Raw genomic sequence first — 19,979 nt, forward strand, 5'->3', positions numbered from 1 at the left:
GTGAAAATGGATTACGTGATTGGAGTCGACATCGGCACGCAAAGCACCAAAGCGCTCCTGGTGTCTACCGACGCAGACATGGTCGCTCAGGCCTCTGCCAGCTATCAGGTCGAACAACCCCGGCCACTGTGGGCGCAGCAATGGCCGGATGTATGGCTGGAAGCAGTCTATGAAACAGTCGCCAGCAGCGTGCGCCGCAGCCAGGTGCCGGCAGCCAGCATCAAGGCCATCTGCATCAGCAGCCTCTACGGTGGATCGGGAATCCCGGTAGACGCTGATATCAAGCCGCTGCACCCCTGCCTGATCTGGATGGACCGCCGCGCCATCGCCGAGGCCGAATGGGTGCGTGAGCATCTGGATGTCGAACAGTTGCAGCGCGTCACCGGCAACGGCATCGATAGCTACTACGGCTATACCAAGATGCTCTGGATCAAGCGCAACGCACCTGAGGTCTGGGCCAGGGCACGCTATCTGCTACCGCCAAATAGCTACGTGCAATACCACCTGACCGGTGAATTGGCGGTGGACCACAGCTCAGCGGGCAATATCGGCGGCATCTATGACCTGGCCAGGCGCGCCTGGTCGCCGGCATTGCTCGATGCACTGGGCATCGACCCCAACATGATGCCGCAACGCCTGGTCACGCCCGGAGAAGTCATTGGCAGCCTGCTGCCGGCTGCAGCGCAGCGGCTAGGGCTGCTGCCTGGCACGGCGGTGGTGGCAGGTGGGGTCGATGCGGCAATGGCAACGCTGTCCGCTGGCGTCATTGCTCCGGGCAACCACGTAGCAATGCTGGGCACCAGCATGTGCTGGGGGTTTATCAAAGCGTGCAAGGACGCCAGCCCAGGGCTGATCAACATGCCTTACGTCTACGACGCTGGCGCGAACACTTACAGTTTTGGCGGTGCCATTACTGCCGGTGCAGCCGTCAGTTGGTTCCGTGAGCAGTTCTGTAAGCAGGAAAAGCAAGCAGCTGCCCTGTCGACTGGCGTGGAGGTGCATCAGTTGATGGAACGGGAGGCGGCAAAGACGCCCGCCGGTGCAGACGGACTGTTGTTCCTGCCCTACCTGATGGGCGAGCGCAGCCCAATCTGGGATGCCAAAGCGTCGGGAGCCTATATAGGTCTGTCGCTGTTCCATCACAAGGCTCACCTGTATCGCGCGCTGCTCGAGGGGCTGGCGTTTGCCTTGCGCCACAACATGCAAATGGCCAGCGGCGCAGGCCTGCAGCTTGACCCGCAACTGATCGTGGTCGGGGGCGGCACGGCGTCGGACTTGTGGATGCAGATCATCGCAGATGTCACGGGCTACGCCGTGCTCACCATCGAACAACAGGTCGAAGCACCGCTGGGTGGCGCCATGCTCGCGGCACTGGCAATCGGTGCCATCGAGGATATCGAAGCAATCCGCAACTGGCGCACCCTGCGTCGACGGGCCGACCCCAACCCCGCTAACAAAGCCGTTTATGACCAGATGTTTGCGCATTACTGCGCGGCCTATCCCGCCTTGAGCCCCACTATGCACGGCCTGGCAGACCAGACCAGGCAACGTTGCGCGTCAGCACGCCCTGCCCAGCCCCTGGCCCACCGATAACGACCAAGGAATACCACCATGCCGACGTTGCTCAGCCAGTTGGGGCAGTACAGTACAGTCGTCGCCGACACCGGCGATTTTCGCGCCATTTGCCGCTTCGCCCCCCACGATGCAACCACCAACCCCACCCTGGTGTTCCAGGCCATTGCGTCGGGGCAATACGACGCCTTGCTCGATGACCTATGCGCCCTGACGAAAGCCGCCGGCGTGCCACTGGTGGAAGCGGTAGCAGACATATCCGACCGCCTGATCGTCGCCTTGGGCTGCAACCTGCTACAGCACATACCCGGCAGGGTATCGAGCGAAGTCGATGCCCGCCTGTCCTTCGATAAACAGGCGAGCCTGGGCAAGGCCAGGCGCCTGGTCGGGTTGTATGAGGCCGCGGGTGTCCCACGTGAACGCGTCCTCATGAAGCTCGCTGCTACCTGGGAGGGCATTCGCGCGGCCAGTACGTTGGAGCGTGAGGGCATCCAGTGCAACCTGACCCTGATTTTCAGCCTGGCCCAGGCACGCGCTTGCGCGGAGGCGGCCGTGTACCTGATCTCACCCTTTGTTGGCCGGGTACTGGACTGGCATCGCCGCGCTTGCCCGGATACCGAGTACACGCCAGCGGCGGAGCCTGGGGTTCAATTGGTTGCAGCCAGTTATGGTTTCATGCGGCGGCATCGCTATAGGACCTCAGTGATGGGGGCAAGCTTTCGCAACGTGGGTGAAATCATTGCGTTGGCCGGTTGCGATCGGCTGACGATCAGCCCAGCGTTACTGGAGGCGCTGGCTGTGACCGAGGGCAGCCTGAAGGCTGCCCTCACCACGCCAGCCGAACACCAGGCGCCGCCACCGCCACTGAGTGAACGTGATTTCCGCTGGCAGATGAATCAGGACGCCATGGCCACCGAGAAACTGGCCGAGGGTATTCGCGGCTTTGCGGTAGACCAGGGCAAGCTGGAGGCGCTTATCGCACAACGCCTGTGCACTTGAACGCGGCCCATCGCACAGCCTGATCGCGGCACACGCCCGCTGCCACAGCAGTCACGTTCAGCCTTGCGCGTTGGCCTCGTGCCGGTAATGGCCAGGCGGCTCTCAGAGGAAGGTGAATACCTTGGACGCCGGCAGCCGTGACTTGCTCAGCCCGGCATTGAAGTCTGCCTCGCTGCGGTAACCCAGGCTCAGCACCACCACGCTGGTGTACCCCTGTTCGCGCAAGCCCAGTTCGGCGTCCATGATCTTGCTGTCGAAGCCTTCGATCGGCGTGGCATCCAGACCATGGGCGGCGGCGCCGAGCAAGGCGGTCCCCAGGGCCAGGTAGGTCTGCTTTTCCATCCAGTGCTGCAGGTCTTTGTGGTCGAAGCGGTGCAGGTTCGTGTAGTGCCGGCGGCTCTGGTTCTGCGCGGCCCGGGCCTGATCATCACGGAACCGACCGTCGGCGGCCTCCTGGTCCAGCACGGTGTCCAGGTGCGCCTCGGTCATATCCGTGCGGGTGCAGAACACGATGACATGGGAAGCGTCGAGGATCTTCGGCGAGTTGTAGGCATAACCTTCGGTCGTGCTCTTGGCCAGGCGCGCCTTGCCCTCGGCGGTGTCGGCAACGACGAAGTGCCACGGCTGCGAGTTGACCGAGGACGGGCTGTGGCGCAGCTGTTCGAGCAAGGCGTCGACAGTGGCCTGCGGGATCTTGCGCGCGCCGTCGTAGGCTTTGGTGGTGTAGCGGCGCTTGGCCAGGGAGACGGTATCCATGTAGCAACTCCAATAAGCGGAACGGGATTTACCGCGCATATTATCTTTCCGGTAACTCGGAAAAACCGGCAGAATGCAGCAACACTTTCACCCCTGGAGTGAAAATGCTCCGCATTACCGACCTCGAACTGTTCGTGCGCAGCAGCGCATTGGGTAGTTTTACCGCCGCTGCCCACGAAGCCGACCTACTGCCGGGCCAGGTCGCTGCCGCAATCAAGCGCCTGGAGCGCGACCTCGATGTGCGCCTGTTCGCCCGCACCACACGCAGCCTGCGCCTGACCGCCGAGGGCGAGCTGTACCTGCCCACTGCGCTCAACGTGCTCGAAAGCCTGCGCCAAGGCCGCGATAACCTGCACGGTGCGCACAGCACCCTGCGCGGCATGCTGCAGGTGTCGGCGCCTTCGGACTTGGGCCGCAACATCCTGTTGCCGTGGCTGAGCGATTTTCGCCGTGAGCACCCGGACCTGACCCTGCGCCTGCTGCTTTCCGACCAGGTGGCCGACCTGTTCCGCGACCCGGTGGACGTAGCCATACGCTACGGCCGCAACGAAGAGGCCAACTACATCGCCCTGCCACTGGCACCGTGGAATCGCCGGGTGCTGGTGGCTTCGCCCGCCTACCTGGCCAAACATGGCCGGCCCACGAGCGTTGAAGACCTGCAGCAGCACAGTTGCCTGCTGTACCTGCAACTGGGGCGCATCTACGACAAGTGGCGGCTGGGCAACCGTACCGTGCAGGTCAGTGGGCCGCTGTTCAGCGACGATGCCGACGTGGTTCGGCGTTGGGCGTTACTGGGCGATGGCATCGCCTACAAGTCGTGGCTGGATGTAAGCGCCAACATCGCCGCCGGCGAACTGGAAGTGCTGCTGCCCGAGCAACCTGGCGAGCACACCCCGGTGACCCTAGTGTGCCCCCATCGCAAGCAGCTGTCGCCTGCCGTTTCACAGCTGCACCTGTGGTTGCGCGACCGCTTCGCAGCGCTGCAACCGCAATGACCGCCGGCGCACAATTGTTCTAAACCCGTACTCGGTTGTGGGTTAAGGTGAACGGCCTCCCCTCGACAGCGCCGCCGCCATGAGCAACTGGATCGACCTCAAGCAAGACGCCGACACCGGCATCGAGTCGGTCCGCGCGCATTTCGTCGGGCATGCCTACGACCCCCATTGGCACGACAGCTTCCTGGTCGGCGTCACCGAACAAGGTGTGCAGCAATTCAATTGCCGGCGCACGCGCCACTGCAGCACGCCAGGGCAGGTGTTCCTGCTTGAGCCTGGCGATATTCACGACGGCCATGCGCCAACGGACGAGGGGTTTACCTATTCGACCCTGTACCTGGAACCTCACTGGCTGGAGGCCGAACTGCGGGTGCTATTCGAACACGCCCCCAGCGGTAGCCTGCCGAGTTTCGCCGACACCCTGTGTCACGATGCCCACCTGGCCCGCGCCACCACCCTCGCCTTCCAGGCGGTGCATGGCCTGGAACTGCGTATTGTCCGTCAGACCGCCCTGGACGCGTTGCTCGCCAGCCTCACCCGCCACCTGCACTGGCGCAAGCGCCTCAACCCTGACCCGCGCCTGCCGCTGACGGCGCAGCGGGCACGGGACTACCTGCATGCGCACCTGGACCAGGACATTGGCCTGGACGACCTTGCGCAGACCTGCGGCGTCGACCGCTTCCGCCTGACCCGCGCCTTCAAGGCCGCCTTTGGCCTGGCGCCGCATGCCTACCTCATCCAGTTGCGCCTGGCCCGTGCGCGGCGCCTGCTCGCCAACGGCCAGACACCCACCGAGGTGGCCATGGCCCTGGGCTTTGCCGACCAGAGCCACCTCGGGCGCTGGTTCCGCCGCGCCTACCAACTGACCCCAGCCGATTACCGCCGACGCTGCTCAAACCTTCCAGACTGAGGCGCCGCAATGGCCGAGCATGACGCTCTGATCAATCGGAGTCGTTCATCATGTCCCACGCGTTGTTGCCCTTCATGCTTTTCTCCCTGGTCGCCAGCATCAGCCCCGGGCCGACCAACCTGCTGATCCTCGCCCATGGCGCACGTCAGGGGCTACGGGCGAGCGTGGCGCCGATCCTGGCGGGCTGCGGGGCGGCGGCTGCGATCGTGCTGCTGGTGGGGTTGGGGCTGGGCGAGCTGCTGCTGCGTCACCCACTGGCCCAGCAACTGATGAGCTGGGCCGGGGTGCTTTGGTTGAGCTGGCTGGGGTGGCGCATGTTACGCAGTGCAGGCGAGCCATTAGCGGCGCAATCGGGCAAGGCCTTTGGGGCCTGGAGCGCTGCCTCATTGCAGGTGGTCAACCCGAAGGTCTGGCTGATGGCGGTTGCAGTGGTCGGCGTATTCGCCGCGCCGACGCTGCCGATTTGGCAGTTGGCGCTGGTGTTTCTGCTGGTTGCCCTGCCCAGCATGACCGCCTGGGCACTGCTGGGCGTAGGCAGTGCCCGCTGGTTGCAGGCGCCGGGCCGGTTGCTGTGGTTCAACCGGGGTTTGGCGGCGCTGTTGCTGGTCTCGGCCTGGGCAGCGTTGCTGGGTTGAAAGCGGTGCTGGCTGCCGGTAGGTCAATCAGTTACTCAGGGCCTCACGAAAGCGCCGGGTACTGGCGACCGCCAGCAGCAGCCCGACCACTGCCACACTGCCGCCCACCAGGCCGATGTCGGCCACGCCCATCTGGCTGCTGACGATACTGCCCAGCAACGCCCCGCCACCAATGCCGATGTTGTAGATCCCCGAGAACAGTGCCATGGCCACGTCCGTGGCATCGGATGCCAGCTTCAAGGTCTTGGACTGCAGCGAGAGGCTGAAGCTCAGGATCGCGATCCCCCAGCACATGCTCAGCCCGGCTAATAGATAGAAGTTGCCCGACGACGGCAACAGCAGCAACAGGCACGCCGCCAGCAGACCAATCGCACCGACCAGGAAGCCGTGCGGGAAACGGTCGCTGTAGCGGCTGAACAGCAGCGAGCCGAACACCCCGGCGCCACCGAACAGCAACAACAGCAGCGTGGTGCGCTCGCCGCCGATCTGCGCCACATGCAGGGCAAACGGCTCGATGTAGCTGTAGGCGGTGAACTGCGCCGTGATCACCAACGTCACCAGCACATAGGTGATTACCAGCGCCGGACGCTTGAACAGGATCGGCAGGCTGCGCAGGGAGCCGGAGTTCTGGCTCGGCAGCAGCGGCAGCGACTTTATCAGGCAGAGCATGGTGGCCAGCGCCACCCCGGCAATGCTCAGGAAGGTGATGCGCCACCCCAGCGCCTCGCCCACCACGCGGCCCAGGGGGATGCCCAGCACCATCGCCAGGGTAGTACCGGTCGCCAGCAGGCCCAGCGCCTTGGCCTGTTGGCCCTGCGGCGCCACGCGCACCGCCAGGGAAGCGGTGATAGCCCAGAACACGGCGTGCGCCAGGGCGATGCCGATACGGCTCACCAGCAACATGGCAAAGCTCTGCGACAACCACGACAATACGTGGCTGACGATGAACACCAGGAACACGAACAGCAGCAGGCGCCGCCGCTCGATGTTGCGTGTGAGCAGCATCATCGGCAGCGAGGCCAGCGCCACGACCCAGGCGTAGATGGTCAGCATCAGGCCGACCTGCGCGGTGGTCATGTCGAAACTGCGGCCGATGTCGCTGAGCAACGCCACCGGCACAAACTCGGTGGTGTTGAAGATGAAGGCCGCCAGGGCCAGTGCGATCACGCTCAGCCAGCTGCCACCACCGGTGGCCGGTGGCAGGTTGGTGGGAATGGGTCCGTTCATGGGTGGAAGTCTGTTCTCCGCAGGCAAGGCGAAAACACGCGCGTCAGGGGCCAAGTATCGGCCGCGCTGAGGCACGGGTTTGTTATTGGAAGGAATGCCGGCATGGTACGCGTCAATACCGGGCCTCACAACCGGGGGCGCATTGGGGGTACCATGCGCGCTCTGTGTGAACTGCAAGCGGAACAAGGAGCCCGATCCGCCCATGGACAAGCAACATCCCCAGCAGCAATGGCAGCAGGCGGTCACCGCCTACGCCCAGGCCATCAACCGCTACGTCGCGCAAGGCGCCGTAAACGGCTGGGACGAACGCGAAGAACCACAGCCCATTGCCACCGACCACCTGCTCGATGCCTGGCAGGCTGCCCTGCAGGCGATCAACCAACCCGGTGTCGATGAACAGCAGCGCCAGGCCTTTCGCCAGGCCTGGCCACCTGCGCACCTGCCACTGGTGCCCTTGCTCGATGAGCATGGGCAAGGCATCTGCAGCCTCCTGTTGCTCGACGACGGCAGCCTGTTGGCGCGCATCGGCATGCCCCATGAAAAAGGCCAGGTGGTGCGTATTGGCGAGCACGGGGTAACGCCGGTGATCGGCACCGATCATTTCGGACGCTGCCCGCAGCGGCGTTATTTCGCCCTGGCCAATGCCGAGGGTGTGCGTGTCACCGATGGCTGGGGCGGGCCGCACGTCGCCCGCCTGCCCTGGCCAACCGGGCTGGAGGGTTTGCCTGCGGGTTACCCGTTCGAGCCGTTCGACCTGCCGCCGACGCCCACGGCGCTGGTGCCGCTGCCAGACGGCCAGCGGGTACTGCTGGTCAGCGCCGAGGGGATTTTCCTGCTGGCAGCAGAGGGAGCTACCCGCCTGCTGCCACGCCAGGCGCAAGTCCTTGAAGCACTGGCCGACGGCACCGACCCGGACGATATCGCGCTGGGGCTGGCCATGGAGCATGGGGCGGTGTCGCCGGATGGGCAACTGATCGTACTCGGCGAGCAAAGCAGCCGACACCTGGTGCTGGACGCGCAACTGGAGCAGGTGGCCGAGATCGGCCCGGGCGGTGAATATCCGCATTTCGCCCTGTTCAACCGCAGCGGCGACCAGTTGATCGTCAACGCCTGCCACTTCTACAACGGCGGCACTGTTGGGGTGCGCGTTGCCGACCTGCCGGGGCTGGACACCGATTACTACAGCGAAGACCCGCGCACACCGCTGCTGCAGGATGGCGCACGGGTCTATGCGGGGGTGGCCGGCCATGGCGAGTACATCGTAGGCGATGCCTATGGCTACTTGCGTGCGTTTGGCGAGGATGGAAAGGCGCATTGGCAGCACTACCTGGGCTCGACCATCAGCGCCATGGACATCAGCGAGGACGGCCGCACACTGGTTGCGGCCAGCCACGCCGGCTTCATTTCGGTCATTGCCCTGGGCAGTGGGCGGCCTGAATGGCAGATCGGAACCGGGGAGCATGGCGAGGTCCGCCGCTGGTTGTTCTGGAAGGGGTGGGAAAAACCATTGCTCTGGTGATTGACGGCACCGGCCCTGTGGTCGGCAAGCCGGCTCCCACAAACCTGGGAGCCGGTGCCGGCAGGGGTCAACCCTGCAAGGTCGCCATGTCGATCACGAACCGGTACTTCACGTCACCGGCGATCATGCGCTCATAAGCCTGGTTGATATTGCGGATATCCAGCATCTCGATGTCGCAACGGATGTTGTGCTCGGCGCAGAAGTCCAGCACTTCCTGGGTTTCGGCGATGCCACCGATCAGCGAGCCGGCCAGCACCCGGCGCTTGGTCACCAGGTGGGCTGCATGTACCGCCGGGTCGATCGGCTCGATCAGGCCCACCAGGATATGCACGCCATCGAACTTGAGCGTTTCCAGGTACGGGTTCAGGTCGTGCTGCACCGGGATGGTGTCGAGCAGGAAGTCGAAACGGCCAGCGGCGGCGCGCATCTGCTCAGCGTCGGTGGACACGATGACATGGTCGGCACCCTGGCGGCGGGCCTCCTCGGCCTTGGCCTGGGACCGGGTGAACAGCGTTACTTCGGCGCCAAGGGCCTTGGCCAGCTTGATCCCCATGTGGCCCAGGCCACCCATGCCGAGGATGCCTATCTTGTGGCCGGGGCCAACGCCATGGTGCTTGAGCGGCGAATAGGTGGTGATGCCGGCACAGAGAATCGGCGCCGCGCTAGGCAGGTCCATGCCAGCCGGGATGCGTACCACGAAGTGATCGTTGACGACGATGCTGCTGGAGTAGCCACCCATGGTATTGCTGCCGTCGACCCGGTCTGGGGTCGCATAGGTCATGGTTGGGCCTTCCAGGCAGTACTGCTCCAGGTCCTTGGCGCAGGCCTCGCAATGGCGGCAGGAATCGACCATGCAGCCAACACCCACCAAATCGCCGACCTTGTGCGCAGTGACCTGGGCACCCACCGCCGTGACCCGGCCAATGATCTCGTGGCCTGGCATCAGCGGGTACACCGCAATGCCCCATTCATTGCGGGCCTGGTGGATGTCGGAGTGGCACACGCCACAGTAGAGGATTTCGATAGCGACATCGTCCGGGCGCGGGCTGCGGCGCTCGAACGTCATGGGGGCCAGGGGGCTGGTCGGGGTTTGGGCGGCGTAACCGATAGCGGTATACATGCAGGACCTCATGGGCAAGTGAAACGATTCAGGCGGCGCATTTTGCGCGCCTGTGCCGTCCCTGCCCACGGCAAATTCTCCGGCATGCATGCCTGATTCTCCGAACCTTCCGTGTCCCATCTGGCGCTAGACCGTCAATCTGCGATGATGCAACTGTCTGATTCTCTGCCTTGGTTCATCATGCACCTGACCCGCCACGTCGACGCCAACGCCCCGCTCTGCGCACTGATTCGCAGCCTGGCCACACGCCCGGGCTTCGTGCCCACCCACCTGCCCCAGGTGCATGTATTGAGCTGGGCCCAGTATGTGGCCAGCAGCCCGCAGATCTACGAGCCGAGCCTGATGATCCTTGCCCAAGGCAGCAAACTTGCACGCATGGGCCCTCGTACCCTGGAATACGGTGCGGGGCATTACCTGGTGCAGGCGCTCTCGGTGCCGTTCATGTGCGAAACCTTCGCCACCCCCGAGGCGCCGCTGTTGGGCGTGGCAGTCGACATCGACCGTGCCGTGCTCAGTGAGCTGGTACAGAGCATGGACCTGGCTCCCGACCCGGCGGTGCAGGCGCAAACGCCCCAATCGATGACCTCCGCTGTACTCGATGCCCCCATGCGTGCCAGTGTCGAACGCTTGCTGCAGTGCCTGCAGGACCCGTTGGATGCCAAAGTACTGGGGCCGGCGCGGGTGCGGGAAGTGCTGTATACCGCGCTGCGCGGGCCGCAGGCGGGCGTGTTGCGGGCGTTGGTGGAACAGCAAGGGCACTTCGCCCGTATTGCCGCCGCCCTCGCCCATCTGCGTGAGCACTACACCGAGCCGCTGAGTGTCGAAGCCCTGGCCGCACGGGCGAACATGAGTGTGTCGACCTTCCACGAGCATTTCAAACGCTGCACCGACATGGCGCCGATGCAGTACCTCAAGCGCCTGCGCCTGCTCAAGGCGCAACAGATGCTGATCAGCGAAGGCTTTGGCGTGGCGCAGGTCGCGCATCGGGTGGGTTACCAGAGCACCTCGCAATTCAGCCGCGAGTACAAGCGCGAGTTCGCCCGAAGCCCAGGGGAGGAGCTGCCCTATCAGAGCCTGCCGGCCTGAGCTGTGAGGCCACTGCTTCAACGCCGCCGTTGCGGGGCGTCCATCGACCCAGCTACCATTGAGAACGATTCACACTCACAACTGGATGCCAGGCGTTGGACAGCACATCGACCCGCAAGCTGGGCTTTTTCTTCAGCGACCATCATCGCTGGCTGCTCCAACACATCCACAAGCGCCTGCGCAACCGCGCTGACGCCGAAGACACGGCCGCCGAAGCGTTCTGCCAGATGCTCGGCGCGCGCGTCGACCCCGACAGCATCCAGCAACCGCGCGCCTATCTCTCGACCATTGCGCGCCGGCTGATCTTCGATCGCCATCGCCGCCGCCAACTGGAGCAGGCCTACCTGGAGCGCCTGGCGCAGTTGCCAGAACCCGTAGCCCCCTCGGCCGAGGAGCAACTGCTGCTGATTGAAGCCCTGGTAACCATCGACCAGGTGCTGGACGGCCTGCCTGCCATCGTCAAGGCCACCTTCCTGTATAGCCAGCTCGATGGCCTGAGCTATGTCGATATCGCCAGCAAGCTGCAGATCAGCGAACGCACCGTCAGCCGCTACATGAAGCAGGCATTGCGCCAGTGCTACCTGAGCGAGTTGCAGCCATGAGCAACGCCAGCCTCGACCCGGTCAGCGAACAGGCCCTCGACTGGATGGTGGCACTCCAGGCAGGCACACCCGATGACGCGTTGTTGCAGCGCCTGGCCCAGTGGTTGCAACAGGACCCCACCCACCAGCAGGCCTGGGAGCGCCTGCAACGTCGCATAGGTCAGCCGTTCGCCCCTTTGCGTGCGCTGGAACAACGCGCCCCTGGGCAGGCGGCCGAAGCGCGCCAGGTGCTGCTCCAGCCCACCCTTTCACGCCGGGAAGTGCTGGCCTCCCTGGCCAGTGTCGGTTTGCTCGGAGGTGCCTTGTGGGCTGGCTGGCGCAGCGACACCACCCAGAATTGGCTGGCCGACCTGCACACCGATAGCGGTGAACGGCGCAGCTTCACCCTGGCCGACGGCAGCCGCCTGAGCCTCAACAGCGCCAGTGCCGTGAACCTGCGCTTCGATACCACGCAACGTCTGCTGGTGTTGCGCCAGGGCGAGTTGCTGATCCAGGTCGCTGCCGACCCGCAGCGCCCGTTGCGCGTGCGCACGGCGCAGGGGCAGGTCCAGGCCTTGGGCACGCGCTTTCTGGTGAGCCAGGAGGGTGATGCCACCCGCGTGGTGGTGCTGGAGCACAGTGTCCGCGCCAGCCTGCCCGATGGCCGCTGGCTAGACCTGCAGCAAGGCCAGGCGGCGTTGCTGCACAGCCACATCATCGAGCCGCTGTCCGAAGCGCAAGAACAACGCGCCGCCTGGCTGCACGGCCGCCTGGAAGTGCTGGACGAGCCCCTGCACGTAGTGGTCGATGCCTTGCGCCCCTACCAGCGCGGCTATGTACGTTTGGCCCCCGCCGTACGCAACCTGCGGGTACAAGGGGTGTTCCCTCTCGATCAGCCGCAGGAAGCACTGATAGCCCTGGCCGAGAGCCTGCCGATCAACATCCGGCAGTATGGCCGGTGGCTGACCTTGATCGGGCCTGCACAGGCAGGGCAAAAAAAATCATGAAAATCATTCTCAGCCGTGTCCGGTTTTCATTTCTCGTTGCACCTATCTCCTGACAAGCCACTACAAATCGGGAGATTTCCGTGCACAACCTCTGGCCCCGCGCCCTGCCCCTGGTCGCTGCCCTGACCAGCTTCAGCGCTCATGCGTACACCCTGTCGTTCGACCTGCCGGCTGCGAGCCTTGCCACCACGCTCAACCGCATTGCCAGTCAGAGCGGCACCATCATCGCCCTGGAGCCGGCCCTGGTACGCGACAAGCAGGCACCGGCCGTGGTCGGCCAGATGAGCGCCGAGCAAGCCATGCAAACGGCGTTGGTCGGCAGCGGCCTGCAGTTGCGAATCACCAGCAGCGGGCATTTCAGTGTGACTCCGGCCAATCAGGTGGGCGATGCACTGGAGCTGAGCAGCACCACCATCATCGACAATTACCTGGACCCCACCAGCGAAGGCAGCGGCGCGTATGCAGCCCGGGCAGTGACCTTGGGCAAAGGCACACACAGCCTCAAGGAAATTCCCCAGTCGATCACCGTGATCACCCGCAAACAGCTGGACGATCAAGGCATCACCGACCTGCAGGACGCGCTCAACCACACCACCGGCATCGTTGGCGCTCAGGGCATTGGCCCAGGGATGGTGGTGACCTCGCGCGGCTTCCAGATCGATGACTGGCAGTACGACGGTGTCCCCATACCCCGCAACAACTACTCGCTGGGCAACTGGGCGACCCAGGACCTGGTGTTCTTCGACCGCGTCGAGGTGCTGCGCGGCGCCTCCGGCCTGCTGCAAGGCACCGGCAGCCCGGGGGGTGCGATCAACCTGGTGCGCAAGCGCGGCCAGGCCGCACCCACGGTCACCGTCACCGGCAAGGCCGGCAGCTGGGATCACTATGGCCTGCAATTGGACGCCGGTGGCCCACTGACCGCTGACGGTCGCGTGCGCGGCCGGCTAGTCGCGGATGAGGACCAAAGCGACAGTTTCATCGATTACCAATGGGCCAAGTCCCACTCCCTGTATGGTGCGCTGGACATCGACCTGAACGACGCCACCACTGTCGGTGCCGGCATCAGCTACAACCGCCAGCAGTCGCGGCCGATGCTGCGTGGCATACCCCGCTACGCTGACGGCAAACCCATCGACCTGCCCCGTTCGACCTTCACCGGCGCTCGCTGGAGCCGCGCCGAGACTGACGTGACCACGTACTACCTGGACCTCGAGCACCGCTTCAACGATGGCTGGGCGTTCAAGGCCGCCGCCGTGCGCATGGACGAAACCAACACCTCCACGCACCAGCGCGTGCAATCCACCGGCAACGGCGTGGCACCTGACGGCAGCGGGATTACCTACGCCGACTGGATCACCGATTTTCACAACACCAAGCTGGGCCTGGACATGAACCTGGTGGGCCACTTCGACACCGGGCCGCTGGCCCATGAAATCACCCTGGGCGGCAACTATTCCAAACTGACCTCGGACGACGCCTACTGGCGCAACTTCGACGTTTCCGCCGACAACATTTTCGACATCGACCACAACCGCCCGGAGCCCAGCCGTGACAGCCTGTTCGACGGTGCGCGCGCGCGGTCCAACAAGGCCGGCTATGACATACGCCAGAAAGGCCTGTATGGCGTCTGGCGGGTCAAACCGACCGCCGACCTGACCCTGATCGTCGGCTCACGGGTCAGCTGGTTCGACTACAGCTGGGACTCGATCGACTTCAACAGCCGCACCGACCCTGGTACCCGCTACCCCACCAGCCGCATGACCGAGTCGGGCGAAGTCACCCCCTACGCCGGTTTCGTCTATGACCTGACCCGCGAGTGGGCCTGGTACGCCAGCTACACCGATGTGTTCGTGCCGCAGACCGAACGGGCCGTCAACAACGTGCCGCTCAAGCCCGTGATCGGCAGCAACTACGAAACGGGCGTGAAGGGAGAACTGTTCGACGGCCGGGTCAACGCCTCGCTGGCGGTGTTCCGCTACGACCAGGAAAACCGCGCGGTCACTGACGTGGCCTCGGGCTTCGCCTGTGATGACTGGTACTGCTCTACCGCAGCCGGCAAGGTGCGTAGCCAGGGTATCGAGGCTGAGATCAGCGGCGAGGTGCTCAGCGGCCTGCAGCTGTTTGCCGGCTACACCTACAACACCACCAAATTCCTCGACGACCCGGAGGAAGAAGGCCGCGTGTTCAGCCAGTGGACACCCAAGCACATGCTGCGGGCCTGGGCCGATTACACCTTGCCGCTGGACGGCCAGCGCTGGAGCACCGGCCTTGGTTTTACCACCCAGAGCCACACGCTGGGCTACGAGCGTACCTATACCGTCCCCGGCTATACCGTGTGGAGCGCGCGCCTGGCCTATCAGCTGACGCCTGAGGTAAACCTGGCGGTCAATGGCAACAACCTGTTCGACAAGAAGTACTGGGTAGCGGGCTTCAACCAGCTCAATGGCAGCAACAACTACGGCGAACCACGCAACGTCTTGTTCACGGTCAAGTACACGCCACAGTTTTGAGCGCCGTCACGCCGTCAACGGCCATTGCGCCAGTGGCCAGTAGCGGCCTTTGCGCGACTCGTACAAGGTAAAGTGCCGGGCGACCATGAAGAAGTCTGGCGCCACCGTGGCCTCAGGCGGCTGGCCGCGGTAGTCCCGTGACAGGGTTAGGTGCGGGCGGTACTCCCGCGCCTGCTCGGCGACGCCCAAGGGCAGTAGCGCCTGCTGCAGCCCGTAGACCAACTGACGCAGTGCCACTGGCGTTTCCTGCGGCTCGAGCACCAGCACATTGGCGCGTTGCCACACCTTCAGCTGATCGAGCAGCAGACGCAGCGGCGCTTCAGGGAGAACGAGGTTGTCTACCGTGGCGCAGACCGCTGCAATCTGTGCCGCGTCCACATCCCCGAGAAACAGCAGCGTCAGGTGAAAGTTTTCGCGGGGGACCGGTTTGCCGCTGCGCAGCGCCAGGCTGCGCCGCCACTGGGCGATGTCGCGACGCTGCCCCTCGGCGATTGGCAAGGCGAAGAACAGCCGCTTGAAAGGTGCGCCACTGGGGCGTATGTCCTGAGCCATGAGTACTCCTTGACCTAAAACGTTTGCGCAGACTGTAGGGCATTGCACCTAAGTCGCCATGCATTCACGTAACAATATGTACAAACTACCCCCATGATTGTTTATGCTGGCGGGCTTATGCCATGGCGCATGGCCATTTTTTCGACAAGTAATCGTCCATGAAAATTGCACTCGTACTGATATTCGCCCTCTCGATCGCCTATGTTCACCTGCGCGGTCGCGTACGTCACAAGCTGACCCGTCAGCTGGGTGACCATTCCAGCTTCCTGGCCCCGGTGAACAGTTTCCTGTACCTGTTCTCCAAGCATCCGGCCAAGCCGTACCTGCCCGTCGAGGCCTTCCCTGAATTGCAGCCCTTGAAGGATCACTGGCAGGAGATCCGCGAGGAAGCCCAGCAGTTGCTGCATGTGGGCGAGATCAAGAAGTCCGACAATTATGACGATGTGGGCTTCAACTCGTTCTTCAAGACCGGCTGGAAGCGCTTCTACCTGAAGTGGTACGGCGAAAGCCACCCCTCGGCGATGAACCTGTGCCCGCGCACCACCGAGCTGCTGCAGGGCATCGGCTCGGTCAAGGCGGCCATGTTCGCCACCTTGCCGCCAGGGGCCAAGCTGGTGCGCCACCGGGACCCGTACGCCGGCTCCTACCGCTACCACCTGGGCCTGGATACGCCCAACGACGATGGCTGCTACATCGATGTGGATGGCGAGAAGTACGCCTGGCGTGACGGGGAAGCGGTGGTGTTCGACGAAACCTACATCCACTATGCGGCCAACACCACCGAGCACAACCGCATCATTCTGTTCTGCGACATCGAACGCCCGCTCAAGTACCGCTGGGCCACCGCATTCAACCGCTGGTTCAGCCGCAATGTCATGGCGGCCGCAGCGGCGCCGAACAATGCCAACGACAAGACCGGCGGTATCAACCGCCTGTTCACCCGCATCTACAAGATCCGCGAACGTGGCAAGGCACTGAAAAAGCGCAACCGCATGCGTTACTACCTGGAGAAATGGCTGGTAGTGGCGGCTGTGATCCTGCTGTTCATCTATATCTGAGGCGCCGCGCACAGGCGCCCACAACATCGACTAGCCTCTAAGCTCCACTCGCAACCTCCCCAAGGTGAAGACGATGAGCATGATGGACTGGGACGCCTACCGTAAGCAGTTGATGGCCGGCATCGGCGATCTCAAGCAGTTGTCTCCCGACACCGTTGCCGGTTACATGACCGCCAGCGGTGCCGGCGCCAAGACCCACCACCTGGACGCCAAGACCCGCGAACTGATCTCTCTGGCCGTGGCGGTGACCACCCGCTGCGACGGCTGCATTGCCGTGCATTCGCAGCAGGCGGTCAAACAAGGTGCCACCCGTGAAGAGATCGCCGAGGCCCTGGGTGTGGCTGTGGCGATGAATGCCGGTGCCGCGCTGGTCTACTCGGCCCGTGCCCTGGATGCAGTCGGCAAGGCCAACGGCTGAGCCAAGGCAGCGTCGCCGCCCTTGCGCGACGGCGCTGCGCCACCCAGACTTGGCGGCCTAGCCCTAGCAGGAACCGCCATGATCCACATCCGCCCCATGACGCCCGCCGATTTCGAGCGCTTCTGGCCCACCTTTCAGGCCATCGTCCAGGCCCGCGAAACCTACGCCTACGACCCGGCCATCACCTTCGAACAGGCACGCCAGCTGTGGCTGGAGCTCCCCGCGCACACCTGGGTGGCCGAAGAGAACGGCGAACTGCTCGGCGCCTACTACCTCAAGGCCAATGCCGCCGGTCCAGGCGCCCATGTGGGCAACTGCGGGTACATGGTCAGCGAGGCTGCCCGTGGGCGTGGCGTGGCCCGGCTGATGTGCGAACACTCGCAGAAACTGGCACGCCAGGAAGGTTTCCTGGCGCTGCAGTTCAATTCGGTAGTGGCGAGCAACGACGTGGCCGTGGCGCTCTGGCACAAGCTCGGCTTCGACACAGTCGGCCGCTTGCCCAAGGCTTACCGCCACGCCCGCCTCGGGCTGGTGGACTGCCTGGTGATGTACAAGTGGCTGGCGGACGCGCCGGTGGTGGAAAAACCGCCGCTGCTGATCGGCCGCAAGAACATCGAGGCGCGCGTGTCACGACGCCGTGGGCGCTGACCCTCAGCAGGCCTTGGAGGCCTCGCACACCCGATGATAGGCGCGGTTGAAATACACCAGCCCATCGTCGGCCCCCCCATGGCGGATCTGCTGGATCTCGCAATAGAAGATGCTGTGCGAACCCACCTCATGCACCTGGGCAATCCGGCAATCGAAGTTCACCAACGCCTCCTGCATCACCGGCGCACCGCTTTCCAGCACCGTCCAGGGGGTGGTTGCAAAACGCTCTTCCATGCTCAGGTTGCGATTGGCAAAGGCCCCGGACAGGTCCTGGTGGGTACCGGCCAGCACGTTCACGCACAAGGCGCCGTTGGCCTTGAACTGCTCGTTGGAATACGACGAGCGATTCATGCACACCAGCAAGGTCGGCGGTGCGTCGGTCACGCTGCATACCGCTGATGCGGTAAAGCCGAAGCGACCGGCGGGGCCATCGGTGGTGATGACCGATACGGCGCCACCGAGCATCGCCATTGCGTTGCGGAATTGGGTTACGTCTACCATGGTCGTGCTCCTCAGATATCCAGCACCAGCTTGTTGCTCTTGGCCCGCGAGCAGCACACCAGGATCTGGTCGTTCGCGGCTTTTTCTTCATCGGTCAGGTACACGTCGCGGTGGTCCGGTTCACCTTCGAGCACCTCGCACATGCACGTCCCGCACACCCCCTGCTCGCACGAGATGTCGATCTTGATGCCCACCTGCGCCAAGGCCTCCAGGATGCTCTGCCCCTCGGCGACCTGGACGGTCTTGTTGCTGCGCGCGGCGACCACCTCGAAGCCTGCGCCCCTGGCGTCGACCTCGACCTGGAAGTACTCCTTGTGGATGTGGTCCTCGGCGTACCCCTGCTGCCGGGCGCCTGCAATCACCCAGTCCATGAACCCCGAAGGCCCGCAGGTGTACAGGTGCGTGCCCGGCGTACCGGCCCCCAGCACATCCGTCAGGTTCAGGCGCTGGGCGGTGTCTTCGTCGTCAAAATGGGTGAACACCCGGGCGGCGAACGGCGCGCTGGCCAACGCCTGGAGGAAGGCGCTGCGGCTGCGCGAACGCCCGCAGTAATGCAACTCGAAATCGGCACCCTGCTGGTACAAGGCATGGGCCATGGCGATCATCGGGGTGATGCCGATGCCACCGCCGAGCAGCAGCGAACGGCGGGCATCGGCCGCCAACGGGAACAGGTTGCGCGGCGCGCTGATCTGCACCTGGCGCCCTTCCACCAGAGCCTCGTGCACTCCCACCGAGCCACCACGCGAGGCCGGGTCTTTCAGTATGCCCAGGCGATACACCGAGGCATCGGCCGGGTCGCTGCACAGCGAATACTGCCGCACCAGGCCGGGGGCGACATGGATATCCACGTGCGCCCCCGCCTCGAAGGCTGGCAGCGCCGCCCCATCGGCGCGTCCCAGATCGAGCACGACCACGTCGGCGCCCTGGATCTCGCGTTTGCGCACCACTACATTCAACAGTTCTTCATTCATGACCGGTGTCCTGGATAAATTCAACGCATGAACAGGCCGCCATTCACGTCCCAGGTCGCCCCGGTCGTGAAGTAGGCCTCAGGCCGCGCCAGTTGCACGATCAGATCGCCAAGAAAATCGGCATCGCCCAGGCGCTGCACCGGGATGTTGGCCAACAGGCCCTGCATCCGCTGTGCGGGCACCGCGGCATGCACCGCCGGCGAGTCGATCGGCCCTGGGGCAATGGCATTGACGGTAACGCCGCGGGTCGCGAATTCCTTGGCAAAGATCTTGGTCAGGGTAACGATGGCGCCCTTGCTCGCGGCGTAATGCGCACCGGTCGCGGTGCCGCCGTTCTGCCCGGCCAGCGAAGCCATGTTGATGATCCGCCCGTAACCGGCCTCGGCCAGGTGGGCGCCGAGCACCTGGCAGCCGAGGAACACGCTGCGCAGGTTGAGACCCACCACGGCATCGAATTCCTCGGGGCTGATCTGCATCAGTGGCGTGGTCTTGGTCACGGCGGCGTTGTTGACCACTACGTGCAGGGCGCCGAAGTGCTCCAGCACCTGAGCCAGCGCCTGCTCGAAATCGGCCTTGCTGCCAACGTCCAACCTCAACGCCAGCACCCGCCCACCCCCTCCCTGCGATGCGCCTTGCAGGCGCTCGGCGCAGGCCTGGGCCTGGGCCAGGTCACGGTCCGAGACCACCACGTCAAAGCCTGCGGCCAGCAGCCTGGCGCAGAAGCGCTGGCCCAGCCCCTGGCCGGCCCCGGTTACCAATGCAACTTGGTTCATGACAGGCTCCTCACAGGATGTAGCCGATACCGGCAAGGGTATCGTCGCTGTTGATCAGGCTGATGACCTTGCGCTGGAGCTGGAAGCCCCCCTCGCGGCGTACCAGGGTGTAGGTCAGGTCGGCGGTGTAGTGCTTGAGGC

General features: G+C 64.3%; 20 protein-coding genes and 1 pseudogene. 13 read left to right on the forward strand and 8 right to left on the reverse strand.

Annotated elements, in window-relative coordinates; translation table 11 throughout:
* Positions 1-6: 6 nt before the first annotated feature.
* Both L6D80_RS25935 and tal read left to right on the forward strand, forming a co-directional pair.
* Complete coding sequence (locus L6D80_RS25935; RefSeq protein ID WP_176512811.1) at positions 7-1,593, forward strand: FGGY-family carbohydrate kinase; 1,587 nt, start codon at positions 7-9, stop codon at positions 1,591-1,593.
* Between the two features lie 18 nt (positions 1,594-1,611).
* Positions 1,612-2,571 (forward strand): transaldolase, encoded by a 960-nt coding sequence (gene tal, locus L6D80_RS25940; RefSeq protein WP_176512812.1) that lies wholly within the window; start codon positions 1,612-1,614, stop codon positions 2,569-2,571.
* Between the two features lie 102 nt (positions 2,572-2,673).
* Here tal and nfsB read toward each other — a convergent pair whose 3' ends face one another.
* Entirely contained in the window at positions 2,674-3,327 is a 654-nt protein-coding gene (gene nfsB / locus L6D80_RS25945) for an oxygen-insensitive NAD(P)H nitroreductase (RefSeq protein WP_176512813.1), read from the reverse strand.
* 104 nt (positions 3,328-3,431) lie between these two features.
* Here nfsB and L6D80_RS25950 point away from each other — a divergent pair, with 104 nt between their 5' ends.
* From L6D80_RS25950 to L6D80_RS25960, 3 genes are all read left to right on the forward strand, one after another.
* Positions 3,432-4,322 (forward strand): LysR family transcriptional regulator, encoded by an 891-nt coding sequence (locus tag L6D80_RS25950; RefSeq protein ID WP_054899817.1) that lies wholly within the window; start codon positions 3,432-3,434, stop codon positions 4,320-4,322.
* Between the two features lie 79 nt (positions 4,323-4,401).
* A complete protein-coding gene (locus tag L6D80_RS25955; protein ID WP_176512814.1) occupies positions 4,402-5,232 on the forward strand; it encodes an AraC family transcriptional regulator in 831 nt (276 codons plus the stop codon).
* A 50-nt stretch (positions 5,233-5,282) separates the two neighbouring features.
* Positions 5,283-5,867: a LysE family translocator gene (locus L6D80_RS25960; RefSeq protein WP_054899819.1), complete on the forward strand. Its 585-nt coding sequence runs from the start codon at positions 5,283-5,285 to the stop codon at positions 5,865-5,867.
* Between the two features lie 27 nt (positions 5,868-5,894).
* On the opposite strand, the gene L6D80_RS25965 is transcribed toward L6D80_RS25960, so the two are convergent.
* Complete coding sequence (locus tag L6D80_RS25965; RefSeq protein WP_054899820.1) at positions 5,895-7,094, reverse strand: sugar transporter; 1,200 nt, start codon at positions 7,092-7,094, stop codon at positions 5,895-5,897.
* 202 nt (positions 7,095-7,296) lie between these two features.
* On the opposite strand from L6D80_RS25965, the gene L6D80_RS25970 reads away from it, so the two are divergent.
* A complete protein-coding gene (locus L6D80_RS25970; protein WP_176512815.1) occupies positions 7,297-8,613 on the forward strand; it encodes a YncE family protein in 1,317 nt (438 codons plus the stop codon).
* Between the two features lie 67 nt (positions 8,614-8,680).
* On the opposite strand, the gene calA is transcribed toward L6D80_RS25970, so the two are convergent.
* Entirely contained in the window at positions 8,681-9,733 is a 1,053-nt protein-coding gene (calA, locus tag L6D80_RS25975; protein ID WP_054899822.1) for a vanillin reductase, read from the reverse strand.
* A 180-nt stretch (positions 9,734-9,913) separates the two neighbouring features.
* On the opposite strand from calA, the gene L6D80_RS25980 reads away from it, so the two are divergent.
* From L6D80_RS25980 to L6D80_RS25995, 4 genes are all read left to right on the forward strand, one after another.
* Positions 9,914-10,819, forward strand: coding sequence for an AraC family transcriptional regulator (locus L6D80_RS25980; RefSeq protein ID WP_054899850.1), 906 nt, complete (start codon positions 9,914-9,916; stop codon positions 10,817-10,819).
* Between the two features lie 95 nt (positions 10,820-10,914).
* The gene (locus tag L6D80_RS25985) at positions 10,915-11,421 is read left to right on the forward strand and encodes a sigma-70 family RNA polymerase sigma factor (RefSeq protein WP_054899823.1); all 507 of its coding nucleotides are present in this window, start codon (positions 10,915-10,917) and stop codon (positions 11,419-11,421) included.
* Positions 11,418-12,407: a FecR domain-containing protein gene (locus L6D80_RS25990; RefSeq protein ID WP_054899824.1), complete on the forward strand. Its 990-nt coding sequence runs from the start codon at positions 11,418-11,420 to the stop codon at positions 12,405-12,407. Before L6D80_RS25985 ends, L6D80_RS25990 begins: the two co-directional genes overlap by 4 nt.
* A gap of 80 nt (positions 12,408-12,487) precedes the next feature.
* A complete protein-coding gene (locus L6D80_RS25995) occupies positions 12,488-14,917 on the forward strand; it encodes a TonB-dependent siderophore receptor (RefSeq protein WP_054899825.1) in 2,430 nt (809 codons plus the stop codon).
* Between the two features lie 6 nt (positions 14,918-14,923).
* Here L6D80_RS25995 and thpR read toward each other — a convergent pair whose 3' ends face one another.
* On the reverse strand, positions 14,924-15,469 hold the full coding sequence (gene thpR, locus L6D80_RS26000) for an RNA 2',3'-cyclic phosphodiesterase (RefSeq protein ID WP_054899826.1): 546 nt from the start codon (positions 15,467-15,469) through the stop codon (positions 14,924-14,926).
* Between the two features lie 158 nt (positions 15,470-15,627).
* Here thpR and lpxO point away from each other — a divergent pair, with 158 nt between their 5' ends.
* The 3 genes from lpxO to L6D80_RS26015 all read left to right on the forward strand — a co-directional run bounded on the left by lpxO (position 15,628) and on the right by L6D80_RS26015 (position 17,593).
* Positions 15,628-16,527 carry a lipid A hydroxylase LpxO gene (gene lpxO, locus L6D80_RS26005; RefSeq protein WP_054899827.1) on the forward strand — a complete coding sequence of 300 codons (900 nt, stop codon included), beginning with the start codon at positions 15,628-15,630 and terminating at the stop codon, positions 16,525-16,527.
* A 73-nt stretch (positions 16,528-16,600) separates the two neighbouring features.
* The gene (locus L6D80_RS26010; protein WP_054899828.1) at positions 16,601-16,945 is read left to right on the forward strand and encodes a carboxymuconolactone decarboxylase family protein; all 345 of its coding nucleotides are present in this window, start codon (positions 16,601-16,603) and stop codon (positions 16,943-16,945) included.
* A 78-nt stretch (positions 16,946-17,023) separates the two neighbouring features.
* Positions 17,024-17,593, forward strand: a complete 570-nt coding sequence (locus L6D80_RS26015; protein ID WP_176512816.1) for a GNAT family N-acetyltransferase — start codon at positions 17,024-17,026, stop codon at positions 17,591-17,593.
* Between the two features lie 3 nt (positions 17,594-17,596).
* On the opposite strand, the gene L6D80_RS26020 is transcribed toward L6D80_RS26015, so the two are convergent.
* The 4 genes and pseudogenes from L6D80_RS26020 to L6D80_RS30565 form a co-directional block, all read right to left on the reverse strand.
* Positions 17,597-18,094 carry a flavin reductase gene (locus L6D80_RS26020; protein ID WP_054899830.1) on the reverse strand — a complete coding sequence of 166 codons (498 nt, stop codon included), beginning with the start codon at positions 18,092-18,094 and terminating at the stop codon, positions 17,597-17,599.
* A gap of 11 nt (positions 18,095-18,105) precedes the next feature.
* Positions 18,106-19,065: a PDR/VanB family oxidoreductase gene (locus L6D80_RS26025; protein ID WP_176512817.1), complete on the reverse strand. Its 960-nt coding sequence runs from the start codon at positions 19,063-19,065 to the stop codon at positions 18,106-18,108.
* Between the two features lie 20 nt (positions 19,066-19,085).
* Positions 19,086-19,838 (reverse strand): SDR family NAD(P)-dependent oxidoreductase, encoded by a 753-nt coding sequence (locus L6D80_RS26030; RefSeq protein ID WP_054899832.1) that lies wholly within the window; start codon positions 19,836-19,838, stop codon positions 19,086-19,088.
* Between the two features lie 10 nt (positions 19,839-19,848).
* Positions 19,849-19,979, reverse strand: a pseudogene (locus L6D80_RS30565) (aromatic-ring-hydroxylating dioxygenase subunit beta); the annotation flags it as partial.

Source organism: Pseudomonas ceruminis, from assembly GCF_021602025.1.
GTDB lineage: Bacteria > Pseudomonadota > Gammaproteobacteria > Pseudomonadales > Pseudomonadaceae > Aquipseudomonas > Aquipseudomonas ceruminis.

What these genes read in the sequence shown, in the direction of transcription:
- L6D80_RS25935 (WP_176512811.1), top strand. Translation starts at nt 7, where the DNA reads ATGGATTACGTGATTGGAGTCGACATCGGCACGCAAAGCACCAAAGCG.
- tal (WP_176512812.1), top strand. Translation starts at nt 1,612, where the DNA reads ATGCCGACGTTGCTCAGCCAGTTGGGGCAGTACAGTACAGTCGTCGCC.
- nfsB (WP_176512813.1), bottom strand. Translation starts at nt 3,327, where the DNA reads ATGGATACCGTCTCCCTGGCCAAGCGCCGCTACACCACCAAAGCCTAC.
- L6D80_RS25950 (WP_054899817.1), top strand. Translation starts at nt 3,432, where the DNA reads ATGCTCCGCATTACCGACCTCGAACTGTTCGTGCGCAGCAGCGCATTG.
- L6D80_RS25955 (WP_176512814.1), top strand. Translation starts at nt 4,402, where the DNA reads ATGAGCAACTGGATCGACCTCAAGCAAGACGCCGACACCGGCATCGAG.
- L6D80_RS25960 (WP_054899819.1), top strand. Translation starts at nt 5,283, where the DNA reads ATGTCCCACGCGTTGTTGCCCTTCATGCTTTTCTCCCTGGTCGCCAGC.
- L6D80_RS25965 (WP_054899820.1), bottom strand. Translation starts at nt 7,094, where the DNA reads ATGAACGGACCCATTCCCACCAACCTGCCACCGGCCACCGGTGGTGGC.
- L6D80_RS25970 (WP_176512815.1), top strand. Translation starts at nt 7,297, where the DNA reads ATGGACAAGCAACATCCCCAGCAGCAATGGCAGCAGGCGGTCACCGCC.
- calA (WP_054899822.1), bottom strand. Translation starts at nt 9,733, where the DNA reads ATGTATACCGCTATCGGTTACGCCGCCCAAACCCCGACCAGCCCCCTG.
- L6D80_RS25980 (WP_054899850.1), top strand. Translation starts at nt 9,914, where the DNA reads ATGCACCTGACCCGCCACGTCGACGCCAACGCCCCGCTCTGCGCACTG.
- L6D80_RS25990 (WP_054899824.1), top strand. Translation starts at nt 11,418, where the DNA reads ATGAGCAACGCCAGCCTCGACCCGGTCAGCGAACAGGCCCTCGACTGG.
- thpR (WP_054899826.1), bottom strand. Translation starts at nt 15,469, where the DNA reads ATGGCTCAGGACATACGCCCCAGTGGCGCACCTTTCAAGCGGCTGTTC.
- lpxO (WP_054899827.1), top strand. Translation starts at nt 15,628, where the DNA reads ATGAAAATTGCACTCGTACTGATATTCGCCCTCTCGATCGCCTATGTT.
- L6D80_RS26010 (WP_054899828.1), top strand. Translation starts at nt 16,601, where the DNA reads ATGAGCATGATGGACTGGGACGCCTACCGTAAGCAGTTGATGGCCGGC.
- L6D80_RS26015 (WP_176512816.1), top strand. Translation starts at nt 17,024, where the DNA reads ATGATCCACATCCGCCCCATGACGCCCGCCGATTTCGAGCGCTTCTGG.
- L6D80_RS26020 (WP_054899830.1), bottom strand. Translation starts at nt 18,094, where the DNA reads ATGGTAGACGTAACCCAATTCCGCAACGCAATGGCGATGCTCGGTGGC.
- L6D80_RS26025 (WP_176512817.1), bottom strand. Translation starts at nt 19,065, where the DNA reads ATGAATGAAGAACTGTTGAATGTAGTGGTGCGCAAACGCGAGATCCAG.
- L6D80_RS26030 (WP_054899832.1), bottom strand. Translation starts at nt 19,838, where the DNA reads ATGAACCAAGTTGCATTGGTAACCGGGGCCGGCCAGGGGCTGGGCCAG.